At 58.9% G+C, this 24,375-nt stretch carries 20 protein-coding genes; 12 read left to right on the plus strand and 8 right to left on the minus strand.

What is annotated here, in order from left to right; translation table 11 throughout:
* Positions 1-18 precede the first annotated feature (18 nt).
* Positions 19-831: a crotonase/enoyl-CoA hydratase family protein gene (locus QRN50_RS02115; RefSeq protein ID WP_032653566.1), complete on the minus strand. Its 813-nt coding sequence runs from the start codon at positions 829-831 to the stop codon at positions 19-21.
* Positions 832-1,050: 219 nt separating this feature from the next.
* On the opposite strand from QRN50_RS02115, the gene QRN50_RS02120 reads away from it, so the two are divergent.
* Both QRN50_RS02120 and QRN50_RS02125 read left to right on the plus strand, forming a co-directional pair.
* Positions 1,051-2,535 (plus strand): ATPase domain-containing protein, encoded by a 1,485-nt coding sequence (locus tag QRN50_RS02120; protein WP_011267691.1) that lies wholly within the window; start codon positions 1,051-1,053, stop codon positions 2,533-2,535.
* Positions 2,532-4,562, plus strand: coding sequence for a hybrid sensor histidine kinase/response regulator (locus tag QRN50_RS02125; protein WP_024641973.1), 2,031 nt, complete (start codon positions 2,532-2,534; stop codon positions 4,560-4,562). Before QRN50_RS02120 ends, QRN50_RS02125 begins: the two co-directional genes overlap by 4 nt.
* A gap of 55 nt (positions 4,563-4,617) precedes the next feature.
* Here QRN50_RS02125 and QRN50_RS02130 read toward each other — a convergent pair whose 3' ends face one another.
* The 5 genes from QRN50_RS02130 to QRN50_RS02150 all read right to left on the minus strand — a co-directional run bounded on the left by QRN50_RS02130 (position 4,618) and on the right by QRN50_RS02150 (position 11,272).
* Positions 4,618-4,995 carry a response regulator gene (locus tag QRN50_RS02130; protein ID WP_024641974.1) on the minus strand — a complete coding sequence of 126 codons (378 nt, stop codon included), beginning with the start codon at positions 4,993-4,995 and terminating at the stop codon, positions 4,618-4,620.
* Between the two features lie 101 nt (positions 4,996-5,096).
* Positions 5,097-6,278, minus strand: a complete 1,182-nt coding sequence (locus QRN50_RS02135) for a hybrid sensor histidine kinase/response regulator (RefSeq protein ID WP_011267688.1) — start codon at positions 6,276-6,278, stop codon at positions 5,097-5,099.
* Entirely contained in the window at positions 6,272-6,886 is a 615-nt protein-coding gene (locus QRN50_RS02140) for a chemotaxis protein CheB (RefSeq protein WP_058398585.1), read from the minus strand. The genes QRN50_RS02135 and QRN50_RS02140 overlap by 7 nt, the downstream gene beginning before the upstream one ends.
* The gene (locus tag QRN50_RS02145; protein ID WP_024638804.1) at positions 6,883-7,704 is read right to left on the minus strand and encodes a CheR family methyltransferase; all 822 of its coding nucleotides are present in this window, start codon (positions 7,702-7,704) and stop codon (positions 6,883-6,885) included. The genes QRN50_RS02140 and QRN50_RS02145 overlap by 4 nt, the downstream gene beginning before the upstream one ends.
* 49 nt (positions 7,705-7,753) lie before the next feature.
* Entirely contained in the window at positions 7,754-11,272 is a 3,519-nt protein-coding gene (locus QRN50_RS02150) for a response regulator (RefSeq protein ID WP_011267686.1), read from the minus strand.
* Between the two features lie 332 nt (positions 11,273-11,604).
* Here QRN50_RS02150 and QRN50_RS02155 point away from each other — a divergent pair, with 332 nt between their 5' ends.
* Both QRN50_RS02155 and QRN50_RS02160 read left to right on the plus strand, forming a co-directional pair.
* Positions 11,605-11,976 (plus strand): response regulator, encoded by a 372-nt coding sequence (locus tag QRN50_RS02155; RefSeq protein WP_003369350.1) that lies wholly within the window; start codon positions 11,605-11,607, stop codon positions 11,974-11,976.
* Entirely contained in the window at positions 11,969-13,303 is a 1,335-nt protein-coding gene (locus tag QRN50_RS02160) for a glycosyltransferase (RefSeq protein ID WP_054092591.1), read from the plus strand. Before QRN50_RS02155 ends, QRN50_RS02160 begins: the two co-directional genes overlap by 8 nt.
* Here the strand turns inward: QRN50_RS02160 and cobF are convergent.
* Complete coding sequence (gene cobF / locus QRN50_RS02165) at positions 13,300-14,058, minus strand: precorrin-6A synthase (deacetylating) (protein ID WP_060400162.1); 759 nt, start codon at positions 14,056-14,058, stop codon at positions 13,300-13,302. The genes QRN50_RS02160 and cobF overlap by 4 nt on opposite strands.
* A 119-nt stretch (positions 14,059-14,177) precedes the next feature.
* On the opposite strand from cobF, the gene QRN50_RS02170 reads away from it, so the two are divergent.
* From QRN50_RS02170 to QRN50_RS02205, 8 genes are all read left to right on the plus strand, one after another.
* Positions 14,178-15,083, plus strand: a complete 906-nt coding sequence (locus tag QRN50_RS02170) for an AraC family transcriptional regulator (protein ID WP_003402817.1) — start codon at positions 14,178-14,180, stop codon at positions 15,081-15,083.
* A 240-nt stretch (positions 15,084-15,323) separates the two neighbouring features.
* Positions 15,324-16,646, plus strand: coding sequence for an ABC transporter substrate-binding protein (locus QRN50_RS02175; protein ID WP_011267682.1), 1,323 nt, complete (start codon positions 15,324-15,326; stop codon positions 16,644-16,646).
* 87 nt (positions 16,647-16,733) lie between these two features.
* On the plus strand, positions 16,734-17,666 hold the full coding sequence (locus tag QRN50_RS02180) for a carbohydrate ABC transporter permease (RefSeq protein ID WP_003318051.1): 933 nt from the start codon (positions 16,734-16,736) through the stop codon (positions 17,664-17,666).
* 10 nt (positions 17,667-17,676) lie between these two features.
* Positions 17,677-18,510, plus strand: coding sequence for a carbohydrate ABC transporter permease (locus QRN50_RS02185; RefSeq protein ID WP_003347187.1), 834 nt, complete (start codon positions 17,677-17,679; stop codon positions 18,508-18,510).
* A 30-nt stretch (positions 18,511-18,540) separates the two neighbouring features.
* Positions 18,541-19,647, plus strand: a complete 1,107-nt coding sequence (locus tag QRN50_RS02190; protein WP_053275798.1) for an ABC transporter ATP-binding protein — start codon at positions 18,541-18,543, stop codon at positions 19,645-19,647.
* 17 nt (positions 19,648-19,664) lie between these two features.
* Entirely contained in the window at positions 19,665-21,146 is a 1,482-nt protein-coding gene (locus QRN50_RS02195) for a mannitol dehydrogenase family protein (protein ID WP_060400164.1), read from the plus strand.
* Between the two features lie 10 nt (positions 21,147-21,156).
* Positions 21,157-22,638 (plus strand): xylulokinase, encoded by a 1,482-nt coding sequence (gene xylB / locus QRN50_RS02200; RefSeq protein WP_060400165.1) that lies wholly within the window; start codon positions 21,157-21,159, stop codon positions 22,636-22,638.
* Between the two features lie 22 nt (positions 22,639-22,660).
* On the plus strand, positions 22,661-23,599 hold the full coding sequence (locus QRN50_RS02205) for a carbohydrate kinase family protein (protein WP_032653596.1): 939 nt from the start codon (positions 22,661-22,663) through the stop codon (positions 23,597-23,599).
* Positions 23,600-23,683: 84 nt separating this feature from the next.
* Here QRN50_RS02205 and QRN50_RS02210 read toward each other — a convergent pair whose 3' ends face one another.
* On the minus strand, positions 23,684-24,238 hold the full coding sequence (locus QRN50_RS02210; RefSeq protein WP_058398578.1) for a hypothetical protein: 555 nt from the start codon (positions 24,236-24,238) through the stop codon (positions 23,684-23,686).
* Positions 24,239-24,375 lie beyond the last annotated feature (137 nt).

Here is a 24,375-nt window from a genome sequence, read left to right on the forward strand (position 1 = left end):
CTCGAGCCTTGTCATGTATCAATTATCAAAGACTGGCTTGTGCTTGCTCATCTGCGCAGCCATCGCCAGCTTCAGGTCAGGTGATTGCAGCATGGCTGCGTTCCAGATGGCAACGTGTTCGAGACCGTCTGCCACTCTGTGATCACGCATGTAGCTGATCATTTGCTTGGTGCCTTCGATGGCGATGGGCGATTTTCCGGCTATTTCCCGAGCCACCGCCAGGACACCCTGCAACAGACCGTCCGCGTCATCGAAGGTGCGATTGACCAGCCCGATGCGTTGCGCCTCTTCAGCGCCGACGGTACGCCCGGTGTAGGCCAGTTCGCGCAACACACCATCACCGATGATCCTTGGCAGCCGTTGCAGCGTGCCGACATCAGCGGCCATGCCCATGTCGATCTCGCGAATGGCGAACTGCGCGTCGGCGGCCGCGTAACGCATGTCACACGCAGAAATCAGGTCGATGGCACCGCCCAGGCAATAGCCGTGAATGGCAGCGAGAACCGGTTTCCGGCAATTGTCCACGGCAGTGAACGAAGCCTGCATGTCACGGATCTTGCGCCGCAACAGGCGGGCATTACGCCCGGCATCCTTGCCCATCTGGCTGGCGACCGAGGCCAGCAGCGCCAGATCGATGCCTGACGAAAAATGCTTGCCTGCCCCGCTGAGAATCACGACGCGCACCTCGTCGGTACGCTCTATCCAGTCGAAAATGGCGATTATCTCCGTCCAGAACGACTCGTTCATTGCGTTGAGTTTTTCGGGCCGGTTGATTTGTACGTGAGCAATGCTGTCGGCCAGATCGACCCGGAAACTTTGATAATCGGTCACGACGTGATCCTCAGGCAGGTTGGGTGTTCAGGCGCAGGACTATAACAACTGCAACAGGCACACCGGAACCGGACTGAAGTGACATTTGCCGGACGCGAAAATCACCCGCCCGGCTATATTCGATATCGCTGTCCCCCTCAAATAGGGGGAACGGTCGCATCAGGCGAAGGTCCAGTAATCAGTAGCAACAAAACCTGTACGGTTATCAGAGGGCGATACTTGAATACGTCAAAAGCGGCAACCGGCATTGAGGGCCTGGACGACATCCTTGCAGGGGGTCTTTCACGCAGTCATGTGTTTCTTCTCGAGGGAGAACCCGGAACCGGCAAGACAACCGTGGCCCTGCAATTTCTGCAGGCCGGAGCGGCAGCGGGCGAAATATCCCTTTACATCACCCTGTCCGAGACTGAAAGCGAGTTGCGCTCGGGTGCCGCCTCGCACGGCTGGGAACTCGACGAACATATCAATATCTTCGAACTGACGCCGCCCGAAAGCCTGCTCGATGCCGATCATCACCAGAGTCTGCTCTACTCCTCGGACCTGGAGCTGGGTGAGGCGACGCGGCAGATATTCGAGGTGGTCGAGCGCGTCAAACCCACTCGCGTGGTGATCGACAGCCTCTCGGAAATCCGTCTTCTGGCGCAGAGTTCGCTGCGTTACAGACGGCAGATCCTGGCTATCAAGCATTATTTCACCCGCTACAACGCGACGGTGCTGCTGCTTGATGACCTGACCACCGAGGCGCTGGACAAGACTGTGCACAGTGTCGCCCACGGCGTTATTCGCCTTGAGGCACTGACACCTACTTACGGTGCCGAGCGCAGGCGCCTGAAAATCGTCAAGTATCGTGGCCAGAAGTATCGCGGCGGTTTTCACGACTTCACCATTGCCGAGAACGGTATTCACGTCTTTCCACGCCTGGTGGCGGCGGAACACCGCTCCAACTACTCGCGCTCCCAATTGAGCAGCGGCATCCCGGAATTGGACAATCTGCTGGGCGGCGGCATCGAAGGCGGCTCCAGCACCTTGATTCTCGGCCCGGCCGGGACCGGGAAATCGCTCATCTCGCTGGTTTTCGCCGTGCAGGCGGTCGCACGCGGCGAGCGTGTTGGCCTGTTCATATTCGATGAGGAAATGGGCCTGCTGTTTGAGCGCATGCTCAAACTGGGGATCGACCTGCGTGCGCTGCAGGAAACCGGCAATCTGGTGATCGAACAGATCGACGCCGCAGAGTTGTCCCCTGGTGAATTTGCACACCGCGTAAGACGCGCGGTGGATAAAAAGCAGATAAAGACCGTTGTCATCGACAGCATCAACGGCTATCAGGCTGCGATGCCGGAAGAAAGCGCGCTGGTTCTGCACATGCACGAGCTGCTGCTCTACCTCAACCGCCAGGGCGCCTCGACCTTCATGACCGTTGCGCAGCACGGACTGGTGGGCGATATGCGCTCGCCGGTGGACATTACCTACCTTGCCGACAGCGTGATTCTGTTGCGCTACTTCGAAGCATTGGGCCAGGTACGCCGAGCGATATCGATCATCAAGAAGCGTACCGGTACTCACGAGTCCACTATCCGCGAGTACCGCATCAGTTCCAACGGATTGAAAATCGGCGAACCATTGCAGGCCTTTCAGGGCGTACTGCGCGGTGTGCCGTCGTACATGGGCGACAAGAAACCGCTGCTTGAGGATGACGACCTTTGAGTACTCCAGGCCTGTCGTCAGAGCGCGCGATCATTCTCGCCCCACGCGGGCGGGACAGTCAGATCGCTCTGCGCATTCTCGACGAAGCGGGTTACCCGGCAACGGTAGCCCGTGATGTGTCCGAGCTGGTCAGAGAGTTGGGTATGGGGGCCGGCCTGGCGATCATCGCTGACGAGGCACTGCGCAACGCAGATATGACCCCGTTGCTCGAACTCCTCGGTCGCCAGCCGCCCTGGTCGGACTTGCCTATCGTCTTGCTGACCCATCACGGCGGACCGGATCACACCCCGCCTGCGCGCACGGGCAGCCTGCTGGGTAACGTGACCTTTCTCGAACGCCCTTTCCATCCGGTGACGCTGGTCAGCCTGGTGATGACGGCAGTGCGCGGTCGAAGACGTCAGTATGAAGCCCGGGCACGCATGGAGGACCTGCACGAAAGCGAAGGCCGCCTGCAGAATGCACTGATGGCCGGCAGGCTGGGCTCATGGGTACTGGAGGCGGAAGACCTCAAGCTGACCTGCTCGAACATCACCAAAAGTCACTACGGCCGCGACGAGCAGAACACGCTCGACTACGACGACTGGCTGGCCGCCGTTTATTTCGAAGACCAGCCCAGAATGCAATCGGCGTTGCAGCGCAGCCTGGACACCGGTGTCGACCTGATCATCGAGTACCGTAATGTCTGGCCGGACGGTTCGCTCAACTGGGTGGATGTACGCGCCCGCGCCACTCGCAGCAAGAACGGCATGGTCGGCTCACTGGCGGGCGTGACGTCTGACATCACCGAGCGCAAGCAGGCCGAGTCGCAATTGCGTCGTCTCAACGAAACACTTGAGCAACAGGTTGAAGAGCGAACCTCGCAGCTGCGTCACAAAGAGGAGATTCTCCGCCAGTCACAGAAAATGGAAGCGGTCGGCCAGTTGACCGGCGGGATTGCCCATGACTTCAACAACATGCTGACCGGGATCATCGGCAGTCTGGAATTGATAAGGCGGCGGCTGGCACGTGGGCGCACTGAGGACCTGAACAGCCTTATTGACCTGGGTGTGACGTCGGCAAACCGCGCTGCCGCCCTGACCCATCGCCTGCTGGCCTTCTCACGGCGTCAGTCGCTGGACTCCAAGCCGGTCGAGATGAATCATCTGGTCAATGCCATGGACGAACTGCTGCAGCGCAGCGTCAACGAGAGCATTCACCTGCAGTTGCGTCTGGCACACGATCTTTGGACCGCAGAAGCCGACCCCAACCAACTGGAGAGTGCCCTGCTCAACCTGGTGCTCAACGCCCGCGACGCCATGCCTGACGGTGGTACGCTGGTGGTCGAGACCTTCAATCAGCAACTGGACAGATCCTTCACCAATGCCCATGAGAACCTGTTGCCGGGTGACTATGTCGTACTGAGCGTCAGCGACAATGGCTGTGGCATGCCTGAAACTGTCATCAGCCGCGCTTTCGACCCCTTCTTCACCACCAAACCCATCGGCCAGGGCACGGGCCTGGGTCTTTCGATGATTTACGGCTTCAGCAAACAATCACATGGCCACGTCCTGATCAAGAGCGAGGTCGGCGTCGGCACTACCGTACAACTGTTTCTGCCGCGCTTTAGCGGGCTGGCGAACGAAACCGAGCAAAGCTTCCAGAGCAACGCGGTTTATGCCGAGAATGGCGAGACGGTGTTGATCGTCGAAGACGACCCCGCCGTGCGGGCACTGGTCAGTGAAGTGCTCGGCGAGCTGGGCTACACGTTTATCGAGGCTGGCGAAGCGACGGACGCCGTGCCGATCCTGGAATCCGGACGGCGCATCGATCTATTGATCAGCGATGTAGGCCTGCCAGGCATGAACGGCAGGCAGCTGGCGGAAATCGCCAGGCAACTGCGACCGGAACTCAAGGTGCTGTTCATCACCGGTTATGCAGAACATGCGGCGGTGCGCGGAGGTTTTCTGGACACAGGGATGCAATTGATCACCAAACCCTTTGCGTTCGATCACCTGACTTCAAAAGTACGGGAAATGATTGAAGCCTGAGCAATGCTCAGGCTTCAGGTAGCGCAGACTTGTCCGGTTGCCCGCTCATTCGCCATCAAGCCAGCAGCTTCTGAATCTGGGTATGCAAGGTGTCCATGGTGAAGGGTTTGGCAAGAATGGGCGCCTTCAGCGCAATCGGGCTGCCCGAGTCGAGTATCTCCGCCGGGTAACCGCTGATGAAAATCACCTTCAACTCAGGCCGCAGCATGATCGCAGGCTCGGCAATCTGGACGCCCGAAACGCCGCCCGGCAGCCGATAATCGGTAATCATCAGGTCGAGATGGGGTTTGGTCGCCAGAATCTCGAAAGCCTGCTCGCCGTTCTGGGCTTTCAGGACACGATAACCCTCATTCGACAGATAATCGGCCAGAAGCATCAGGATCAGGGGCTCGTCTTCGACGATTAGTACGACGTTTTCTGCATCAGCGCTCATTGAACTGCCTTTGATCTTATAAATAGCTGCCATTACGACCACGGCACGCATGGGAGGTTGCGCCAACCTGTGATTAAACTTTATTGCCGGTGGCGGCGACCTTACAGAGGCAGGCAGATACGAAACACAGAACCCTTGCCCTCTTCACTTTCCACCTCGATGCGACCGCCGTGCGCCATGACGATCTGATCGGAAATGAACAACCCAAGACCCAACCCGGCAACAGCGTGATTGCTCGACACCCGCTCGAACTGCTGAAAGATGCGCTTCTGGTTTTCGGCCGTAATGCCAATACCTTGATCCCTGACTTCGATGAAAGCCTCGCTGTCCTTGCTGTACACATGCACTTCAATCGGCTTTCGCGCACCGTAGCGCAGCGCGTTGGTCAGCAGGTTGGCAACCACCTGCTCGATACGGAATTCGTCCCAGACACCGATCACCGGCTGTTCGGCGAACCGGGTGATGGTGGAATTGGCGGCGGCGATCTGCGCGGCAAAGCTCTCCAGCAGTTGCGTGACCAGTTCGCTCAGGTCGAACGGGCTCGGTCTGATCGACAGCTTGCCAGTACGGATCCTTGATACGTCGAGCATGTCTTCGATCAGGCGGATGAGGCTCTGAATCTGTCGCTCGTCGCGATCGACCATCGCGCGCAGCTTCTCCATGGTAAACGCCGCCGCGTTGTCCTTGGCCAGGTGCAGCTTGCGCAGCTGGGTTTCCAGAATCAGGCCGTTGAGCGGCGTGCGCACCTCGTGGGACACGATGGACATGAAGTCGTCCCGCATGCGAATCGCGTGTTCCAGCTCGCCCTGGGTCGACTGCAGACGCTTGAGCAGGGCTTCCTGCTCCTGACGACTGCGCTCAAGCTCCTCGACCTGTATTTTCATGGCCTTGCGCTGTCGGTAAAGATCGACGAACACGTTGACCTTGCTCTTCACCGCGTGAATATCCAGCGGCTTGTGCAGAAAATCCACGGCACCGCTTTCATAGCCCTTGAAGGCGTAATTCAGCTCGCGGCCGGCAGCACTGACGAAGACGATTGGAATGCTTTTGGTCTTTTCCGTGCTGCGCATCAGCTCGGCCAGTTCGAAGCCGTTCATTCCGGGCATCTGAACGTCGAGGATGGCCATGGCGAATTCGTGCTGCAGCAACAGTGACAGCGCTTCGTCCGCAGACAGCGCCTTGTAGACGATTCGATCACCGCGCTTGATCAGCGCTTCGAGCGCCAGCAGGTTTTCCGGCAAATCGTCAACGATGAGCAGTTTTGCCTGAATTTCACTTAACATGCGCTTCGTTCCAGCTCGACCAGCAAGCGGCCAATATCGTTCAGGGAAAGGAGGTAATCGGGCGAGTGCAGCGCCAGGCCAGCTTCAGGCATGGTAGAAGCCTGGGCCTGCGCGGGGTCCTGAATCACCGTGAAACCACCATACTTCTTGATCTGCAGCAACCCGTTCGCGCCGTCATTGTTGGCGCCGGTCAACAGCACGCCAGCCAGTCTCGGCCCATAGGCATCAGCGGCCGAACCGAACAGAATGTCGATACTGGGCCTCGAATAAAACACCCTGTCCTCCTGACTCAATGACAGGGAAAAGTCAGACTCCACCGAAACATGATAGCCCGCTGGCGCAACGTACAAAGTGCCGGGCACGATGCCCTCCTTGTCGTCGGCTTCCTTGACCGGAATCGCCAGCCGGTTCTGAAACACATTGGCCAACTGGCTGAGCCGGTCATCAGGCAAATGCAGGACCATCAGGATTGGTAACGTAAACCCCTTGCGCAGGCCGCTGAATATTTTCAGCAGCGCCTCCACGCCGCCCGCCGAGGCGCCGACGACAATGGCATCGACCACGGGCAACGGGTGGCTGAGCGTGTCATCGCCAAACGTGATTTTCATAATTTCCGGTAAATCCGCTCGGGCTTCACCAGCGCCTCGAAGGCGCCACCGTAGGCGGAGAAATCCAGGGTTTCCTTGCTGCCCAACGCCAGAAAGCCACGATGGCACAACGAATCATGAAACAGCCCGAACGCTCGATCCTGAAGCTTTTTGTTGAAATAAATCAGTACGTTACGACAAGAAATAAATTGCGTTTCGGAGAATACACTATCTGTGGCCAGACTGTGATCGGCAAACGTGACGTTCTCGCACAGCGTCTTGTCGAAGATCGCATAGTCATAGGCAGACGTGTAGTACTCGGCAAAATCGCGCTGCCCTCCCGCCTTTCGATAGTTCTCGGCATAGGCCCGCACGTTGTCCATGGAGAAGATGCCCTGCTTGGCCTTTTCCAGCGAGCTGGGGTTGATATCGGTCGCATAGATGATGGTCCGCTCCAACAGCCCCTCCTCGCGCAACAGAATAGCCGTGGAATAGACCTCCTCGCCCGTGCTGCAACCGGCAATCCACACCTTGAGTGATGGGTAGGTGCGCAGTACCGGCACGACCTCGTTGCGGATTGCCAGAAAATGCGACGGGTCACGGAACATCTCACTGACCGGAATCGTGAGAATCTGCAGCAGTTGCATGAATGCTGCAGGATCGTGGAGCACACGTTCCTGCAGGGCGGAGATGGTCGCACAATCGAACTGACGCAGCGCATGGATCACGCGACGCTTGACCGAAGCGCCGGAGTAATCACGAAAGTCGTAGCTGTATTGAAGGTAAATCGCCTCGATCAGCAGGCGCAGCTCGATATCCATGCTTCGATCACGGTGCATGGTGCGGTCCGGGCTTGTCATCGCAGACGCCTCTACATTGAGCCCTCATTCAGATACGCTCCATCTTCGGCAGCCAGACGCGAATCAGCGAAAACAGACGGTCCAGATCAATGGGCTTGGCCAGGTAATCGTTGGAACCCGCTTGCAGGCAGCGTTCCTGATCATCTTTCATGGCCTTGGCCGTGACGGCGATGATCGGCAGTTTGCGCCAGCGCGGATCCTTGCGAATCTCGATGGTCGCTTCATAGCCGTCCATCTCAGGCATCATCACATCCATCAGGACCAGATCGATGTCTTCTACCTCGTTAAGCCTGGCAATCGCCTCCAGACCATTGCGGGCGATTTCCACCACCGCGCCTTTATGTTCCAGAGCGCTGGTCAGCGCGAAGATATTGCGCACATCGTCGTCGACCACGAGGATCTTGCGCGCCTCGAAGACCTTGTCACGGCTACGCGCGGTCTTGAGCATCTTTTGTCGCTCGTTGGACAGTTGCGATTCGACCTTGTGCAGAAACAGCGTCACCTCATCGAGCAGCCTTTCCGGCGAGCGCGCGCCCTTGATGATGATCGAACGCGAATACTTCATCAGCTCGGCTTCTTCATCGCGGGTCATGTTGCGGCCGGTATAGACGATGACCGGCGGGAAGGCGCAGATGTCTTCCATCGACATGCGCTTGAGCAACTCATTGCCGAGCATGTCCGGCAGCTTCAGGTCGATGATCATGCAGTCATAGACATGATCGCGCAGCAGGTCCAGCGCCTCCTGGGCGAAGCCTACCGCCGTGATTTCAATATCATCGTCACCGATCAGGCGCGCGATGCTGTCACGCTGTAGCGCGTCGTCCTCGACCAGCAGGATACGCTTGACCTTCTGCGTCAGCTTGGCCTCCAGCTTGGCGAACACGTCCTTGAGCTCTTCGCGTGTGGTCGGCTTGACCGCGTAGCCAATGGCGCCCATGTGCAATGCGGCTTCCTGACGATCTTCGACCGAGATCACGTGCACGGGAATGTGCCGGGTGGGCGCCAGCTCCTTGAGACGTTGCAGCACGGTCAGGCCCGAATGGTCCGGCAGGCGCATGTCCAGCAGGATCGCATCCGGCGTATAACGGGATGCCAGATTGAAGCCATCGTCGGCAGCATGCGCCACCAGACAGTCGTAACCCAGCTCATGGGCCAGGTCGTAGAGAATCTGGGCGAATCGCACTTCATCTTCGATCACCAGGATGCAGCGCCGCTGGAAAGGTGCCTTGTCACGGTCGTCGTCAAATACCGGCACCGGCGTATCCATCGGCACGGGTGCCGGAACGGGCTGCGCAATGACCGGAAGCACAGGGGCATACGGCTGTAGCGCAGCAGGCGCTGACACGATCGGCAGATCGCTGCCCGGCTCGCGATCGTCTTGCTCGACGTAATGCTCCGGCAGCACCAGGCTGAAAATACTGCCCTGCCCCGGTGCGCTGGTGACACTGATCGATCCGCCCAGTAATGCCGCCAGATCTCGTGAAATCGACAGCCCCAAGCCGGTACCGCCATAACGTCGGTTGGTGGTGCCGTCTGCCTGACGGAACGCTTCGAAAATACCCTGCTGATGCTCCTCGGCGATGCCGATGCCCGAGTCACGCACAATGAACGCGATACCGGCGCCTGGCTGGCGCGAGACGACCATGCTGACCGAGCCGGCCTCGGTGAACTTGATCGCGTTGGACAGCAGGTTCTTGAGGATCTGCTCAAGGCGCTGGCGATCCGTGAACAGCATGGTGGGCGCACCGGCCTGGATGTCGACGGTAAACGCCAGTTTCTTCTCGGCGGCGAGCGGCTGGAAGAGTGTCCGCAGACCTTCAACCAGACGGGACACGCTGCTGTTTTCCGGACGCATTTCCAGCTTGCCGGCTTCGACCTTGGAAATATCCAGAATGTCGTTGATCAGATTCAGCAGGTCATTACCTGCCGAATAGATCGACTCGGCAAACTTGACCTGTTCGGCGGTGAGGTTTTCGCCCGGGTTCTCGGCCAGCAGCTTGGCGAGGATCAGCGAGCTGTTGAGCGGCGTGCGCAACTCGTGGGACATATTGGCGAGGAACTCGGACTTGTACTTGCTGGCACGCTGCAGCTCGTCCGCCCGCGCCTGCAACTCGGCCTGGGCGATATTCAGTTCTTCGTTGTTGCGATCCAGCGCATCGCGCTGCTCGGCCAGCGCTTGACTCTGGTCGGCCAACTGCTCGTTGGTCTGCTCAAGTTCGGCCTGCTGGGTCTCCAGATGAGCCTGGGATTCCTTGAGGATGCGCGACTGCTCCTCCAGCTCTTCGTTGGCGGTGCGCAGTTCTTCCTGCTGCACCTGCAGCTCTTCGTTGAGCTGCTGGGTCTCGGCCAGCACCTCCTGCAGACGCTGGCGATAACGGGCGGCTTCGATGGACGTGCCGACGTTGTCCGCCACCAGCTCAAGGAACTCGATGTCCCGCTCGGTCAGGGCGCGCAGAAAACCCAGTTCGATCACGCCGTTGACCTGATCGTCATTGCTGGTTGGCACCACCACCACGCTGCGCGGCGAGCCCTCGCCCAGGCCGGACGCAACCTTGAAGTAATTATCCGGCAGTTCATCCAGGGTAATGATGCGGTCCTGCTGGGCGGCCTGCCCGACAATGCCTTCATCACTGTGAATGGTCTGATCCTGCTGCTCCTGTTCACGGGAGAAGCCATACGAGGCAGCCCGCGTGAGGCCGCCGTGGTCCTGGCGAATGTAGACCGCCGCCACCGATGCACCCAGGTATTGGGTCAGAAACTGGAGGATATTGCGGCCCAGCATGTTCAGCGTCAGTTGCCCCAGGACCTGCTCGGCCAGCTCGCTCTGACCATTGCGCAGCCAGGCTACCTTCTGCAGGCGCTCGGTATTGACTTCCTGAAGCCTGAGGTTTTCGCTGTAGGTATTCGACAGCGACAGCAGATCCCTGCGACCGATATAGGCCAGAATTGCGCTGACGACCACCACGAATATCAGATAAAGGGTTACGGAAAGGATGGTACTGCGCGTGACTTCCGCATTGCGGGTCAGACGAAGTTGCTGCTCCATTTCCACCGCCTGATCATATTCAGTACGGATCTGATCGGTGATTCGCTTGCCACGTCCGGCCAGTACCGGCGTCTGATAATCGCCGTTGGTGCGCCGCAACGTAATCATCTCCTGGGCGAACGCATTCCACTCCTGCTGCAGTGTGGACAGACGTCTGAACCGATCCAGTTGCGTGGGGTTGTCGTCTACCAGTTTCTCCAGCCCCTGCAGCTCGGCGAGCAGCAGCGGCTTGGCGACCTCGTAGGGGTCGAGAAAATGCTGATCCCCCGTCAACAGAAAACCGCGCATGCCGGTTTCCATGTCTATCGACAGTTTCATTGAGCGGTTGGTGTTGTTGATCACCCGGTCAGTGTGCTCGACCCACTGTATTGCAGTGAGCAGATAACTGATCAGCAGAATGAAGAAAACTGCGCTCAGTACACCGACACCCAGTGGCAAGCCAACGTTACGTCCCAGCAATTTTCGAAAGCGTTGTTCATCGACAACAGACGTCCGATTCATGAAATATCCCTGACCAATGGATCAAAACCGTAGAGTTTGCCGTAAACCTACAGAAAACACTCTTATTTCTGACATAGAGGATTGAAATTTCACACATAAATGGGCGATAAGCTCACGCCGGTATTCATTAATGACGCCAACCCGTGAGTCGCCCTCGCGATTTACAGTATTTGTGCCTCGATTGAACTTCCACACGGTTTTTATTTACTGATACAGGGACTGTATCGACAGCGGACAGGCCCTCGCTCGGTTACCCTGAGTCGACGGGAAAGGATGCGCGAAACTCCACACCGTCTGCGCTATCACCATTATTCAGGTTTAAGGAGTCAACCATGCCCGACACAGCCCGCACCATTCTCGTGGTCGAAGACGACGCCATTGTGCGCATGCTGATTGTCGACGTGCTCGAAGAGCTGGAATACAAGGTACTGGAAGCCGAGGACGCTACGTCGGCACTCACCTTTGTTGCAGACGATTCCAATCACATCGACCTGTTGATGACTGACCAGGGGCTGCCTGACATGAAAGGCACTGCACTGGCCAAAAAGGTCATCGAACTTCGCCCGCAATTGCCGGTGCTGTTCGCCAGCGGTTACTCGGAAAATATCGACGTGCCGCCAGGCATGCACTCGATCGGCAAGCCGTTCTCCATCGACCAGTTGCGTGACAAGGTAAAAAGCATTCTTGGAAACAGCCTTGACTGACATCGACGCTGCCTTCAACCGCACTGAAAAGCCTGTCAGCACCCGCTTATTGATCATTGGCTACGTATGGCCTGAGCCGCGATCTTCGGCCGCCAGCGGGCATATGATGCAACTGATTCGATGCTTTCTGGAGCAGGGCTGGCAGATCACCTTCGCCAGCCCTGCCACCGAGGGCGAGCATCGCGCCGATCTGCTCAGTCTGGGCATCAATGAAGTGCACATCACGCTCAACGACAGCAGTTTTGATGTATTTGTCAGCCAATTGCAGCCTGATGTGGTGCTCTTCGATCAGTTCATGATCGAGGAGCAGTTCGGCTGGCGGGTCGAGCAGCAGTGTCCTGACGCACTGCGGATGCTGGAGACGTCGGATTTCCAGAGCCTGCGCCACGCACGCCATCAGTTGCTGAAGGACTCGCTGAACAGCGATTGTGCCGAGGCCGGGCCGGGCAGCGCCGACGTTTCAGCGCCGCAGCTTTTCCGGCAGATCGCATCCAGTGATCTGGCGCAGCGCGAAATTGCTTCGTTGTATCGCTGCGACCTCAACCTGATGACGTCGGATGTCGAAATCGCGCTGTTGAGCGGCCCTTTCGGCCTGCCCGCGGCGCTGCTGCACTGGTGCCCATTGATGATCGACGGTATTCCCGACAGCTTCCGGCCTTTTGCACAGCGTGCGCACTTCCTCAGCATCGGCAACTTCCGCCATGCGCCCAACTGGGATGCCGTGCTGTGGATGAAAACCGTTATCTGGCCGCTGATTCGCCAGCAACTGCCCGAAGCCCAGCTACACATTTATGGCGCCTATACGCCACCCAAGGCCTCGGCGCTGCACAATGCCGCTCAGGGCTTTCATGTGAAGCACTGGGCCGAGGATGCGCTGGAGGTCATGTCCAACGCGCGGGTGTGCCTCGCGCCATTGCGCTTCGGGGCCGGCATCAAGGGCAAGCTGATGGACGCGATGCTCTGCGGAACGCCGTCAGTCACGACGCCGGTGGGTGCGGAAGCCATGAGCGGCGGGCTGCCGTGGCCCGGCATCATTGCCGATAACCCTGCGGAAATCGCTGGCGCTGCGGTCAGGCTGTATCAGGACCAGAACCTCTGGCTTGAAGCGCAACAAGCGGGTCAGGCGTTGCTGCAGGCACGCTTCCAGCATCGGCAGCACTGTGCGAGCCTGATCGAGCGCATCGAGACCCTTCGCAACGGACTGACGGAGCATCGACTGGCGAACTTCACCGGCGCCATGCTGCGGCACCATCACCACAAGAGCACCAAATACATGGCGCAGTGGATCGAAGCGAAGAATCGCAACAAGGATGAAAAACCGGCTTAGGCCGGTTTGCGCAGCAAATAGGTATCCATGATCCACCCCTTGCGCTCGCGTGCCTCACTGCGCAGGCGCTTGATCTGCTCGCAGACATCATCCAGCCGTCCGGCCACCAGTATCTCGTCCGGCGTGCCCAGGTACGCGCCCCAATAGATGTCCAGCCCCTGCCCCGTATAACGCTCGAATGTGCAGTGCGCGTCAAGCATCACCACGACGTTGCCGGGGTGCTGCAGCGGAGCTGTCGCCATGCGTCGGCCGGTGGTGACAAGAATCGACTCGCCAATGCGATTGAGCGGGATGCGGTGCCGCGCGACCAGACTCTGGACGCTGGTGATACCGGGTATCACCTGATACTCGAAAGCCTCATTACCCCGCACCAGAACCTGGTCAAGGATGCGCATCGTACTGTCGTAGAGCGACGGGTCGCCCCAGACCAGAAACGCGCCGACCTGATCCACGTCAAGTTCATCGGTCAACAGCCGCTCGAACAGTACCGCGCGCTGTTCGTGCCACCCCTCGATGCCGCGCTCGTAGGCCTGCGGATCATCTTCACGTCGAGGGTCCTGGACTTGCACCAGACGGTAGCGTTGATGAGTGATATAGCGCTGACAGAGCTCTTTGCGCAGCCTCAGCAACTGATCGTCGACGTAGCCCTTGTCGAGGATGAAGATCACCTCTGCAAGGTTCAGGGCCGCAACGGCCTGCAGGGTGATCTGTTCGGGATCCCCGGCCCCCATGCCGATCAGCAGGATCTGTTTCATCGGTCAACGCTTCCTCTGTGCAGAGGCCTGATCGTAGGCGATTTTTGCCAATGACCGGGCATTGAACTGAAAAATCAGGCACATTACTCTTTTGGCAACAGATGAACATGACATCGCCAATGAATAAAACAACAAGAATCGCCGACCCTTCCTACGAACTGATGGACGACCACAACGGTCTGTCGATCATCTACCGCGAGCATGGTTTCCCCTGCCCGCTGGTGCGCTGGCACTTCCACAAGGAATATGAACTGCACCTGATCGTCGCCAGCTCCGGCAAGGTGTTTGTCGGCGACTACATCGGCAATTTCAATCCTGCCAGCCTGTTTCTCACCGGCCCCAACCTGCCGCATAACTGGATCAGCCAGATCGACGACGGTGAAGTGGTGCCCAAGCGCGACATGCTGGTCAACTTTACCGATGAGCTGCTGGAAAGCGGCAACCAGGTGTTTGCCGAGCTCAAGACCCTGACGCCGTTATTGGAGCGCGCCCGCTACGGCATCGAATTTCGCTGCAAACGCACGATTCGTCAGGCCATGAAGCAGATGCAGAAAATCGCCGACTCGCGAGGTATTACTCGCCTGGGCCATTTCTTCATCCTGCTCGAACTGCTCGCCGCCAGCGACGACTATCAGTTGCTGTCAGGCACGGCGGTGGCCCACACGGCGGACGAGCACAGCGTGGATCGCACCAACCGGGCGGTGGATTATATTTTCGCCCACTACGGCCGCGAGCTGCCGCTGGAGGAAGTCGCCGAGTATCTGGGCATGAAACCGACCTATTTTTCCCGGGTGTTCAAACAGGCTACCGGGCGCTGCTTCGTGGAGTTCGTCAACCGGCTGCGTATCAGCAAATCCTGCGAACTGCTCGCCGACGGCGACAAACCGGTCACCGATGTGTGCTTCGAGTCCGGATTCAACAATATTTCCAACTTCAATCGGCGTTTTCAGCAACTCAAGGGCATGACTCCGTCGCACTACCGCCGACTCGCCGTTCAGCGTCTGACCGAACAAAACCTGTACTGATTCGCCCCGCCCTCGCCCTCATCGTCTACGCTGGAGTTGCGCCGAAGCCGCCCCATGGGCGATTCGGCGCTGTTGCCTTTTCCCACCCGAGTGCAAAAAAGTATCAGTCAGAGTGCGGCGCAGGATTTGTCTTTCAGACCGAACGCCGGTGTAATCAATGCACATCTTCCTCACCTCCGGAAGAGAAAAAAACAATAACCATCCTTCTGCAGTCCTTTGGGCGTGGAAGAGGAGTGATCAATGAAGAACTCAGCAAAACTTCTGCTCGCCAGTTCCGTCCTCAGCACCTGTTTCGTGTTCAGTGGCAGTGCCACCGCGGGGACCGTGACCATCGCCACGGTCAACAACAGCGACATGATTCGCATGCAACGCCTCTCCAAGACCTTCGAAGAAAAGCACCCCGATATCAAGCTCAATTGGGTCGTGCTGGAAGAGAACGTCCTGCGTCAACGCCTGACCACCGACATCGCCACCAAGGGCGGCCAGTTCGACGTGCTGACCATCGGCATGTACGAAGCCTCACTCTGGGGTCAGAAAGGCTGGCTGCAGGAAATGAAAGACCTGCCTGACAGCTACGATCTGAAGGATGTGTTCACATCAGTACGCGACGGCCTGTCGGTGGACGACAAACTGTTTGCCCTGCCGTTCTATGCTGAAGCCTCGATCACCTACTACCGCACCGACCTGTTCAAGGCCGCAGGCCTGACCATGCCCGAGCGCCCTACCTGGACCCAGATCGCCGGGTTCGCCGAGAAACTGACCGACAAGTCCAAGGAACAGTACGGCCTGTGTCTGCGCGGCAAGGCTGGCTGGGGCGAGAACATGGCGCTGATCACCACGCTGGCCAACGCCTATGGCGGACGCTGGTTCGATGAGCAGTGGACGCCACAGTTCGATCAGCCAGAATGGAAGGATGCGCTGAACTTCTACGTCAATACCATGAAGAAATTTGGCCCGCCGGGTGCCTCAAGTAACGGTTTCAACGAGAACCTTGCGCTGTTCAACAGCGGCAAATGCGCCATCTGGGTGGATGCCAGCGTGGCCGGTTCGTTCGTGACCGACAAGAAGCAGAGCAAAGTGGCTGACAGCGTCGGCTTCACCTACGCCCCGCACGAAGTGACCGACAAGGGCTCGTCGTGGCTGTACTCGTGGTCGCTGGCGATCCCGACCAGCGCCAAGAACACCAAGGACGCTGCCGAGTTCACCCAGTGGGCCACGTCGAAAGAGTACGCCAAACTGGTTGCCGATACCGACGGCGTGTCCAACGTACCGCCGGGCACCCGCGCCTCGACCTACACCGACGAATACAAAAAGGCAGCACCGTTTGCCAACATCACGCTTGAGTCGTTGAAGAAGGCCGATCCCAAGTCGCCAACCCTCAAACCCGTGCCTTACGTCGGCATTCAACTGGTGACCATTCCCGAGTTCCAGGCCATCGGCACCAGCGTCGGTCAGCAGTTCTCTGCAGCACTCATAGGTCAGTCCACTGTGGATCAGGCCTTGCAGAATGCGCAAACCGCTACCGCGCGCGACATGAAACGAGCGGGTTACCCGAAAAAGTAACCGTCACGCATCAGGGCGAAAGCCAATGCTTTCGCCCTGCCGCTCAACTGCGCAACAACTCTGGTGCAATCCGGTTCGGAGCTCCCCATGAATACCTCAGCCTCCCCTGAACGCACGGACCTGTCCGGCGAACAGCAACCGCTCAAAAGCCGTCGATTCAAGCCGGGCTGGTTTCTGGTCAGTCCTTCCGTGGCGCTTCTGCTGGTGTGGATGATCGTGCCGCTGGGCATGACCATTTACTTCTCGCTGATCCGCTACAACCTGCTCTCCCCCGGCGAAAACGAATTCGTTGGCCTGGAGAACTTCCAGTATTTCGTGACCGACAGCGGCTTCTTGCCGGGTGCCGGCAATACATTACTGCTGGTCGGCAGTGTGCTGGCGATCAGTGTGATCCTCGGCGTGCTGATTTCGGCACTGCTGGAAGCCAGTGAGTTTTTCGGTCGCGGCATCGTCCGTGTGCTGTTGATCTCGCCGTTCTTCATCATGCCCACGGTCAGCGCGCTGATCTGGAAAAACCTGATCTTTCATCCGGTGTCCGGCGTACTCGCAGCGGTGTGGAAGTTCTTCGGCGCCGAACCGATTGACTGGTTCGCCCATTACCCGATGCTGTCGATCATCATCATTGTGTCCTGGCAATGGCTGCCGTTCGCCATTCTGATCCTGATGACCGCCATGCAGTCACTGGATCAGGAGCAGAAAGAAGCAGCGCGGCTGGACGGCGCAGGTCCGCTGGCGATTTTCTGGCACCTGACCCTGCCGCACCTGGCGCGTCCGATTGCCGTGGTGGTGATGATCGAAACGATCTTCCTGCTTTCGGTATTCGCTGAAATCTTCACCACGACCAACGGCGGGCCGGGCTTTGCCTCGACCAACCTGGCTTACCTGATCTATATCCAGGCGCTGCTGCAGTTCGACGTCGGCATGGCCTCGGCGGGCGGGCTGATTGCCGTGGTCATAGCCAACATCGCGGCGATCATCCTGATCCGGATGATCGGCAAAAACCTCACCGACAAGTCATGAGGACCTTGCCATGATGACCCTCAAACAATCACGCCGTCTGCAAAGCCTGCTGCTCGGGGCCCTGTCCTGGATCATCGCTGCGCTGGTGTTCTTTCCGATCTTCTGGATGGTCCTGACCAGCTTCAAGACCGAGATCGATGCGTTCGCGACACCGCCACAGCTGTTCTTCACGCCGACGCTGGAAAACTACCTGCATATTCAGGAGCGCAGCGATTACTTCCATTTTGCCTGGAACTCGGTGCTGATTTCCTTCAGCGCCACGGTGCTGGCCATGCTGATCGCGATTCCTGCGGCGTATTCCATGGCGTTTTTCGAGACCAAGCGCACCAAGAGCACACTGCTGTGGATGCTCTCGACCAAGATGCTGCCGCCGGTGGGCGTGCTGATGCCGATCTATCTGCTGGCCAAGACCTTTGGCCTGCTCGATTCGCGGCTGGCGCTGATCATCATCTATACGCTGATCAACCTGCCGATCGTGGTCTGGATGATTTACACCTACTTCAAGGATATCCCCGGCGAGATCCTCGAGGCCTCACGGCTGGACGGGGCCAGCACCCGTCAGGAGATCTTTCGCGTGCTGATGCCGATCTGCAAGGGCGGCCTGGCTTCCACCGCGTTGCTGTCGCTGATCCTGTGCTGGAACGAAGCATTCTGGTCGCTGAACCTCACCTCGTCCGCCGCAGCGCCGTTGACTGCCTTGATCGCTTCCTACTCCAGCCCTGAAGGGTTGTTCTGGGCCAAGCTGTCAGCGGTCTCGACCCTGGCCTGTGCACCCATTCTGATTTTCGGCTGGATCAGTCAGAAACAACTGGTTCGCGGCCTGTCGTTCGGCGCTGTCAAATAGCCCGGCCCAAAGAACAAGAAGGAGTCCAACATGGCTAACCTGAGCATCCGCAATCTGCAAAAAGGCTTTGACGGTCACCAGATCATCAAGGGTATCGACCTGGAGGTGAAAGACCGCGAGTTCGTGGTCTTCGTCGGGCCTTCGGGCTGCGGCAAATCCACCCTGCTGCGGCTGATCGCCGGGCTTGAAGAAGTGACGTCGGGAACCATCGAGCTCGATGGCCGGGACATCACTCAGGTCACGCCGGCCAAGCGCGACTTGGCCATGGTGTTCCAGACCTATGCGCTGTATCCGCACATGACCGTCGGCAAGAACCTGTCGTTCGCGCTGGACCTGGCGGGCGGTGACAAGGCCGAGATCAAGAAGAAGGTCGATGAAGCCGCACGTATTCTGGAGCTCGGACCGCTGCTGGAGCGCAAGCCCAAACAACTGTCCGGCGGGCAACGCCAGCGTGTCGCGATTGGCCGGGCCATCGTGCGCAACCCGAAGATTTTCCTGTTCGACGAACCGCTGTCCAACCTCGACGCCGCGCTGCGCGTGCAGACCCGCCTGGAATTGTCGCGCCTGCACAAGGAGTTGCAGGCCACAATGATCTACGTGACGCATGATCAGGTAGAAGCCATGACGTTGGCCGACAAGGTCGTCGTCCTCAATGGCGGCAAGGTCGAGCAGGTCGGCTCGCCGCTTGAGCTGTACCACCACCCGGCCAACCTGTTCGTTGCCGGCTTTCTCGGCACGCCGAAAATGGGCTTCCTCAAGGGCACGATCAGCCGGGTGGGCAGCGCCAGCTGCGAAGTCGAGCTGGATGCCGGAACGCGCATCAGCCTGCCGGTCAATGGCGCAGGACAGAGCGTCGGCGCTGCGGTAACGCTGGGCATCCGCCCGGAACACCTGAACCTTGCCCAGAGCGATGATTGCCAGTTGCAGGTGGTTGCCGACGTCAGCGAACGTCTTGGCAGTGACACCTACTGTCACGTGCGTACCCGCTCGGGCGAAGCGCTGACCATGCGTATTCGTGGCGATCTGGCCAGCCAGTATGGCGAGACGCTGAACCTGCATCTCGACAGTGCCCAATGCCACCTGTTCGACGCTCAAGGTCTGGTGATTGCCAAAGCCTTGCAGACTGCCGCAGCCTGAGTCCCGGAGAGCCCGTCATGAAACTGAACAAAAACAATCTGTCCCGATTGGGCGCCGACATTGCCGTGCCCGCCTACACCGTCGAGAGCACTCGCCAGGGCATTGCCCACATCGGCGTCGGGGGCTTCCACCGGGCGCATCAGGCGTTTTATACCGATGCGCTGATGAACAGCGGCGAAGGCTTTGAATGGAGCATCTGCGGCGTGGGCCTGCGTCCTGAAGACAAGGTCGTGCGCGATGCACTGGCGCAACAGGACTACCTGTACACGCTCTATGAACTGGGTGACACACCCGACACCAAAACCCGCATTATCGCCTCGATCAGCGGCATGCTGCTGGCCGACGACAGCCCGCAGGCGCTGATCGACAAACTGGCCAGCCCGGACATCCGCATCGTCTCGCTGACCATCACCGAAGGCGGTTACTGCATCGACGACAGCAACGGGCAGTTCATGGCCCATCTGCCGCAGATTCAACACGACCTGGCAAACCCGGATCAGCCAACGACGGTCTTCGGCTTCCTCTGCGCCGCACTGGCCCGCCGCCGGGCGCAAGGTACGCCAGCCTTCACCCTGATGTCCTGCGATAACCTGCCACACAACGGCGCGGTCACTCGCAAGGCATTGCTGGCATTTGCCACGTTGCGCGATGCCGATCTGCACGACTGGATCAAGGAAAACGTCAGTTTTCCCAACGCGATGGTCGACCGTATTACACCGATGACCAGCGCAGCCCACCGGCTGCAACTGGCAGACGAGAAGCACATCGACGATGCCTGGCCAGTGGTCTGCGAACCGTTCGTGCAGTGGGTGCTGGAAGACAAGTTCGTCAATGGTCGCCCGGCGTGGGAAAAAGTCGGCGTGCAGTTCACCGATGACGTGACGCCCTATGAAGAGATGAAGATCAAACTGCTTAACGGCAGTCATCTGGCATTGACCTACCTGGGCTTCCTGAAAGGTTATCGTTTTGTCCACGAAACCATGAATGACCCGCTGTTCGTGAGCTATATCCGCACTTATATGGACCTGGACGTGACCCCGCAACTGGCGTCGGTGCCAGGTATCGATCTGGAAGGTTACAAGGACACCTTGATCGAGCGCTTTTCCAACCAGGCGATTGCCGACCAGCTGGAACGGGTCTGCTCGGACGGATCGTCGAAATTTCCCAAGTTCACCATTCCGACGATCAATCGTCTGATCGTCGATCAGGGCAATCTCGAACGCGCTTCGCTGGTCGTCGCTGCATGGGCGCTGTATCTGAAGGGGGTCGACGAAAACGGCACGACCTACACCATTCCTGACCCGCGTGCCGGGTTCTATCAGGCGCTGGTGGCTGATGACACGCTTATTACTCAGCGCTTGTTGGCAGTGGAAGAAATCTTTGGCTCGGCCATTCCGAAATCCGCAGCATTTGTGGCGGCCTTCGAGCAGAACCTCAATGATCTCCGCACACTGGGTGTGAGTGGCACACTGGAAAAACTTTTGGCCGCCAAGGCCTGAGGGAATTCCCATGTTTCTTGGAATCGATTGCGGGACCCAGGGCACCAAGGTGCTGGTGCTCGATACCGAAAGCGGCACCGTGCTGGGCGAAGGCTCGGCGCCGCACAGCCTGATCAGCGACCATAACGGACGCCGTGAACAGGACGTGCAGCAATGGCTGGACGCGCTGCAACAGGCGACCCGCGAGGCACTGGCAGCGTCGGGCGTTTCCGGTCAGCAGATTCAGGGCATCGGGGTCTCAGGCCAGCAACATGGCCTGGTGCTGCTCGATGCTCAAGGCCAGGTACTGCGCCCGGCCAAACTGTGGTGCGATACCGAGTCGGCACCGGAAAACCAGCGCCTGCTGGACTTTCTGGGCGGCGCGCAGGGTTCGCTGCAACGCCTTGGCCTGGTCATTGCCCCAGGCTATACCGTGTCGAAACTGTTGTGGACCAAGGAGCAATACCCGGATCTGTTCGAGCGGATCGACAAGGTGCTGCTGCCCCACGACTACCTCAACTATTGGCTGACCGGCCGCTGCTGCACCGAGTTTGGCGACGCATCGGGCACCGGTTACTTCAACTTGCGCACTCGCGAGTGGGACCTGCCGTTGCTCGCGCACATCGACCCGAGCGGTCGCCTGGGCAAGGCACTTCCACAGCTGTTGCACGCCCATGAACCGGTGGGCGCACTGCGTGCTGAGGTCGCCCGGCTGCTGGGCCTGAATCCTGACGCGCTGGTCTCCAGTGGCGGCGGCGACAACATGATGGGCGCGATCGGCACAGGCAATATCCAGCCGGGGCTGATCACCATGAGCCTGGGCTCTTCGGGCACCGTGTATGCCTACGCCGATGAGGCGCAGGTCAGTGAGCATGAGTCGGTCGCGACGTTCTGCTCATCCTCAGGCGGCTGGTTGCCGCTGATCTGCACGATGAACCTGACCAACGCAACGACTGCCATTCGCGAGTTGTTCGCCCTCGACATCGCCGGTTTCAACCAGGTGGTCGCCCAGGCGCCGATCGGTGCCGAAGGCGTACTGATGCTGCCCTTTCTGAACGGCGAACGCGTGCCCGCCCTGCCCGACGCTACCGGCAGCATCGTCGGGCTGGACAGCACCAATCTGACTCAGGCCAACCTGTCCCGTGCGGTGGTCGAAGGCACTACCTTCGGCCTTCGCTACGGACTCGACCTGTTGCGCGACAGCGGTATCAAAAGCGAAAAGATCCGTCTGATCGGCGGTGGCTCCAAAAGTGCCGTGTGGCGGCAGATCGTGGCCGACATCATGAACACTCCGGTGATCTGCACCGACCACTCGGAAGCCGCCGCGCTGGGCGCCGCCATTCAAGCGGCCTGGTGCTGGTCGCGCGCCAACGGCAAAGCTCAGGACCTGCAGCAACTGTGTGAACGCTGCGTGAGTCTCGATCAGAGCAGTGAGACGCATCCTGTGGTGCATAATGTGGCCGCCTACCAGCAGGTCTATCAGGGTTATCAGGCGCAATTGCGCAAGGTTTGAAGCGTTTTTTCATGGAGCACTTATGTTTCTGGTTTGTGGCGAAGCACTGTTCGATATTTTTACCCGCGCGGATGACAGCGGTTCCCTGAACAGATTGGGGTTCGATGCGATAGCCGGCGGCTCTCCGTTCAACGTTGCCATCGGCCTGCGCCGTCTGGGTGTAGAAGCGAGCTTCCTTGCCGGGCTGTCCACCGATTACCTGGGCCGCCGTCTGCGCGCCGTGCTGGAAAAGGAAACGGTCAATACCGATCACCTGATCGACTTCGACGCGCCCACCACACTGGCCATGGTCGCCGTGGGCAGCGATGGATCGCCAACTTACAGCTTTCGAGGCGAAGGCTGCGCAGACCGTCAGTTGCGCCTGGAACACCTGCCGGAACTCGACGGGCAGGTACGCGGCATTCACGTCGGCTCGTTTTCCCTGGTGGTGCAGCCGATCGCCGACACGCTGCTGGCGCTGGTCGCCCGTGAAAGCAGCACACGGCTGATCTCGCTGGACCCCAACGTGCGCCTCAACCCGGCACCGGACATTCAGCGCTGGCGCAGCCAGGTCGCAGCGTTCGCCGAGCATGCGCACCTGATCAAGGTCAGCGACGAAGACCTGCACCTGCTGTACCCGGACAGCGATCCACAAAAGATCGCCGAAGGCTGGCTCGGCAAGCGTACGCAACTGGTCATCGTTACCCGCGGCACGCAAGGCGCCAGCGTCTTCACCCGCCAGCACGGCACCTGGTCGGCGCCGGCAAAAACAGTGGTGACCGCCGATACCGTCGGGGCCGGGGATACGTTTCAGGCGGCGCTGCTGACCTTCCTCAGCGAACGCCAACTGGACACGCCAGAGGGCCTGGCAACACTGTCACGGGAATTGCTGGATGAGATGCTGAGTTTCGCCGTCGGCGCGGCCGCGCTGACCTGCACGAAGGTCGGGCCGGATTTGCCGTACAGGCATCAATTGGGGTGACAGGGCTGAAATCCAATGAATATCGTGCCAATGCAGAGCATCGGCACGACGGTCATCATGGTCTGAGCGGCTTTTTTCGAGCCATCAAGCCACCATACCGGCCTTGATCCCTCTGATGCGGGTGTTGATGTCATCCGCAACATCGTTCTGCTTGTCCTTGAGCGCGTCCTGAACCTTCTGGTCAATCGCCAGCTGGTCCTGTGGCGCCATGGCGTCATAGTCTTTCTGGGTGATGCCCGTCAGCTTTTCGCGCACTTTCTCTTCGGCTGTCTGCTTCAGAGAGTCCATGAATTTCTGTTGTACCGAATCCGTCGATGCCGTGTCAGTGGTGCTGGTGGTGCCAGCCACTGAACCGATGACACCGTTGTCACGGTCAGCCGTCTTTTCCGACAGTGACGTATCACCGGCGGACTTCAGGTTGATCATCATCCGTGCAAAGGATTCGTTGTAACCGCTGTTGTCCTGCTTGCTGTCTTGCGATGTTGAATTGCTGACCGGCGTGGTAACCGGTGCCGAACCTGATGTCAGGCCAGCGGCAGCGACCGAGCTGAAGGCGTCCTGGGACACCTCATCCACGGTCTTGCGCCCGACAACAGCCCGGGAAACAAGCTGCTCAAGCGCACTCGTGCCAATAATCATCTCTCACCTCCTGATGAACCTGTTGCCCAGGTTTACCAGCAAGTCCAGTGCCAACTTCCGCATAAAGTCATAATCCGTTGATTTTTAAAGCTTAACTAAAAATCAGGTCTATCGAGCGCGTCAAAGAACGGATACAA

Origin of the sequence: Pseudomonas sp. MEJ108 (genome assembly GCF_030208985.1) — a bacterium.
Taxonomy (GTDB): Bacteria; Pseudomonadota; Gammaproteobacteria; order Pseudomonadales; family Pseudomonadaceae; genus Aquipseudomonas; species Aquipseudomonas fragariae.

Coding starts and splice junctions, on each gene's coding strand:
- QRN50_RS02130 (WP_024641974.1), bottom strand. CDS start 4,995: ATGAGCGCTGATGCAGAAAACGTCGTACTAATCGTCGAAGACGAGCCC.
- QRN50_RS02135 (WP_011267688.1), bottom strand. CDS start 6,278: ATGTTAAGTGAAATTCAGGCAAAACTGCTCATCGTTGACGATTTGCCG.
- QRN50_RS02140 (WP_058398585.1), bottom strand. CDS start 6,886: ATGAAAATCACGTTTGGCGATGACACGCTCAGCCACCCGTTGCCCGTG.
- QRN50_RS02145 (WP_024638804.1), bottom strand. CDS start 7,704: ATGCACCGTGATCGAAGCATGGATATCGAGCTGCGCCTGCTGATCGAG.
- QRN50_RS02150 (WP_011267686.1), bottom strand. CDS start 11,272: ATGAATCGGACGTCTGTTGTCGATGAACAACGCTTTCGAAAATTGCTG.
- QRN50_RS02155 (WP_003369350.1), top strand. CDS start 11,605: ATGCCCGACACAGCCCGCACCATTCTCGTGGTCGAAGACGACGCCATT.
- cobF (WP_060400162.1), bottom strand. CDS start 14,058: ATGAAACAGATCCTGCTGATCGGCATGGGGGCCGGGGATCCCGAACAG.
- QRN50_RS02170 (WP_003402817.1), top strand. CDS start 14,178: ATGAATAAAACAACAAGAATCGCCGACCCTTCCTACGAACTGATGGAC.
- QRN50_RS02175 (WP_011267682.1), top strand. CDS start 15,324: ATGAAGAACTCAGCAAAACTTCTGCTCGCCAGTTCCGTCCTCAGCACC.
- QRN50_RS02180 (WP_003318051.1), top strand. CDS start 16,734: ATGAATACCTCAGCCTCCCCTGAACGCACGGACCTGTCCGGCGAACAG.
- QRN50_RS02185 (WP_003347187.1), top strand. CDS start 17,677: ATGATGACCCTCAAACAATCACGCCGTCTGCAAAGCCTGCTGCTCGGG.
- QRN50_RS02190 (WP_053275798.1), top strand. CDS start 18,541: ATGGCTAACCTGAGCATCCGCAATCTGCAAAAAGGCTTTGACGGTCAC.
- QRN50_RS02195 (WP_060400164.1), top strand. CDS start 19,665: ATGAAACTGAACAAAAACAATCTGTCCCGATTGGGCGCCGACATTGCC.
- xylB (WP_060400165.1), top strand. CDS start 21,157: ATGTTTCTTGGAATCGATTGCGGGACCCAGGGCACCAAGGTGCTGGTG.
- QRN50_RS02205 (WP_032653596.1), top strand. CDS start 22,661: ATGTTTCTGGTTTGTGGCGAAGCACTGTTCGATATTTTTACCCGCGCG.
- QRN50_RS02210 (WP_058398578.1), bottom strand. CDS start 24,238: ATGATTATTGGCACGAGTGCGCTTGAGCAGCTTGTTTCCCGGGCTGTT.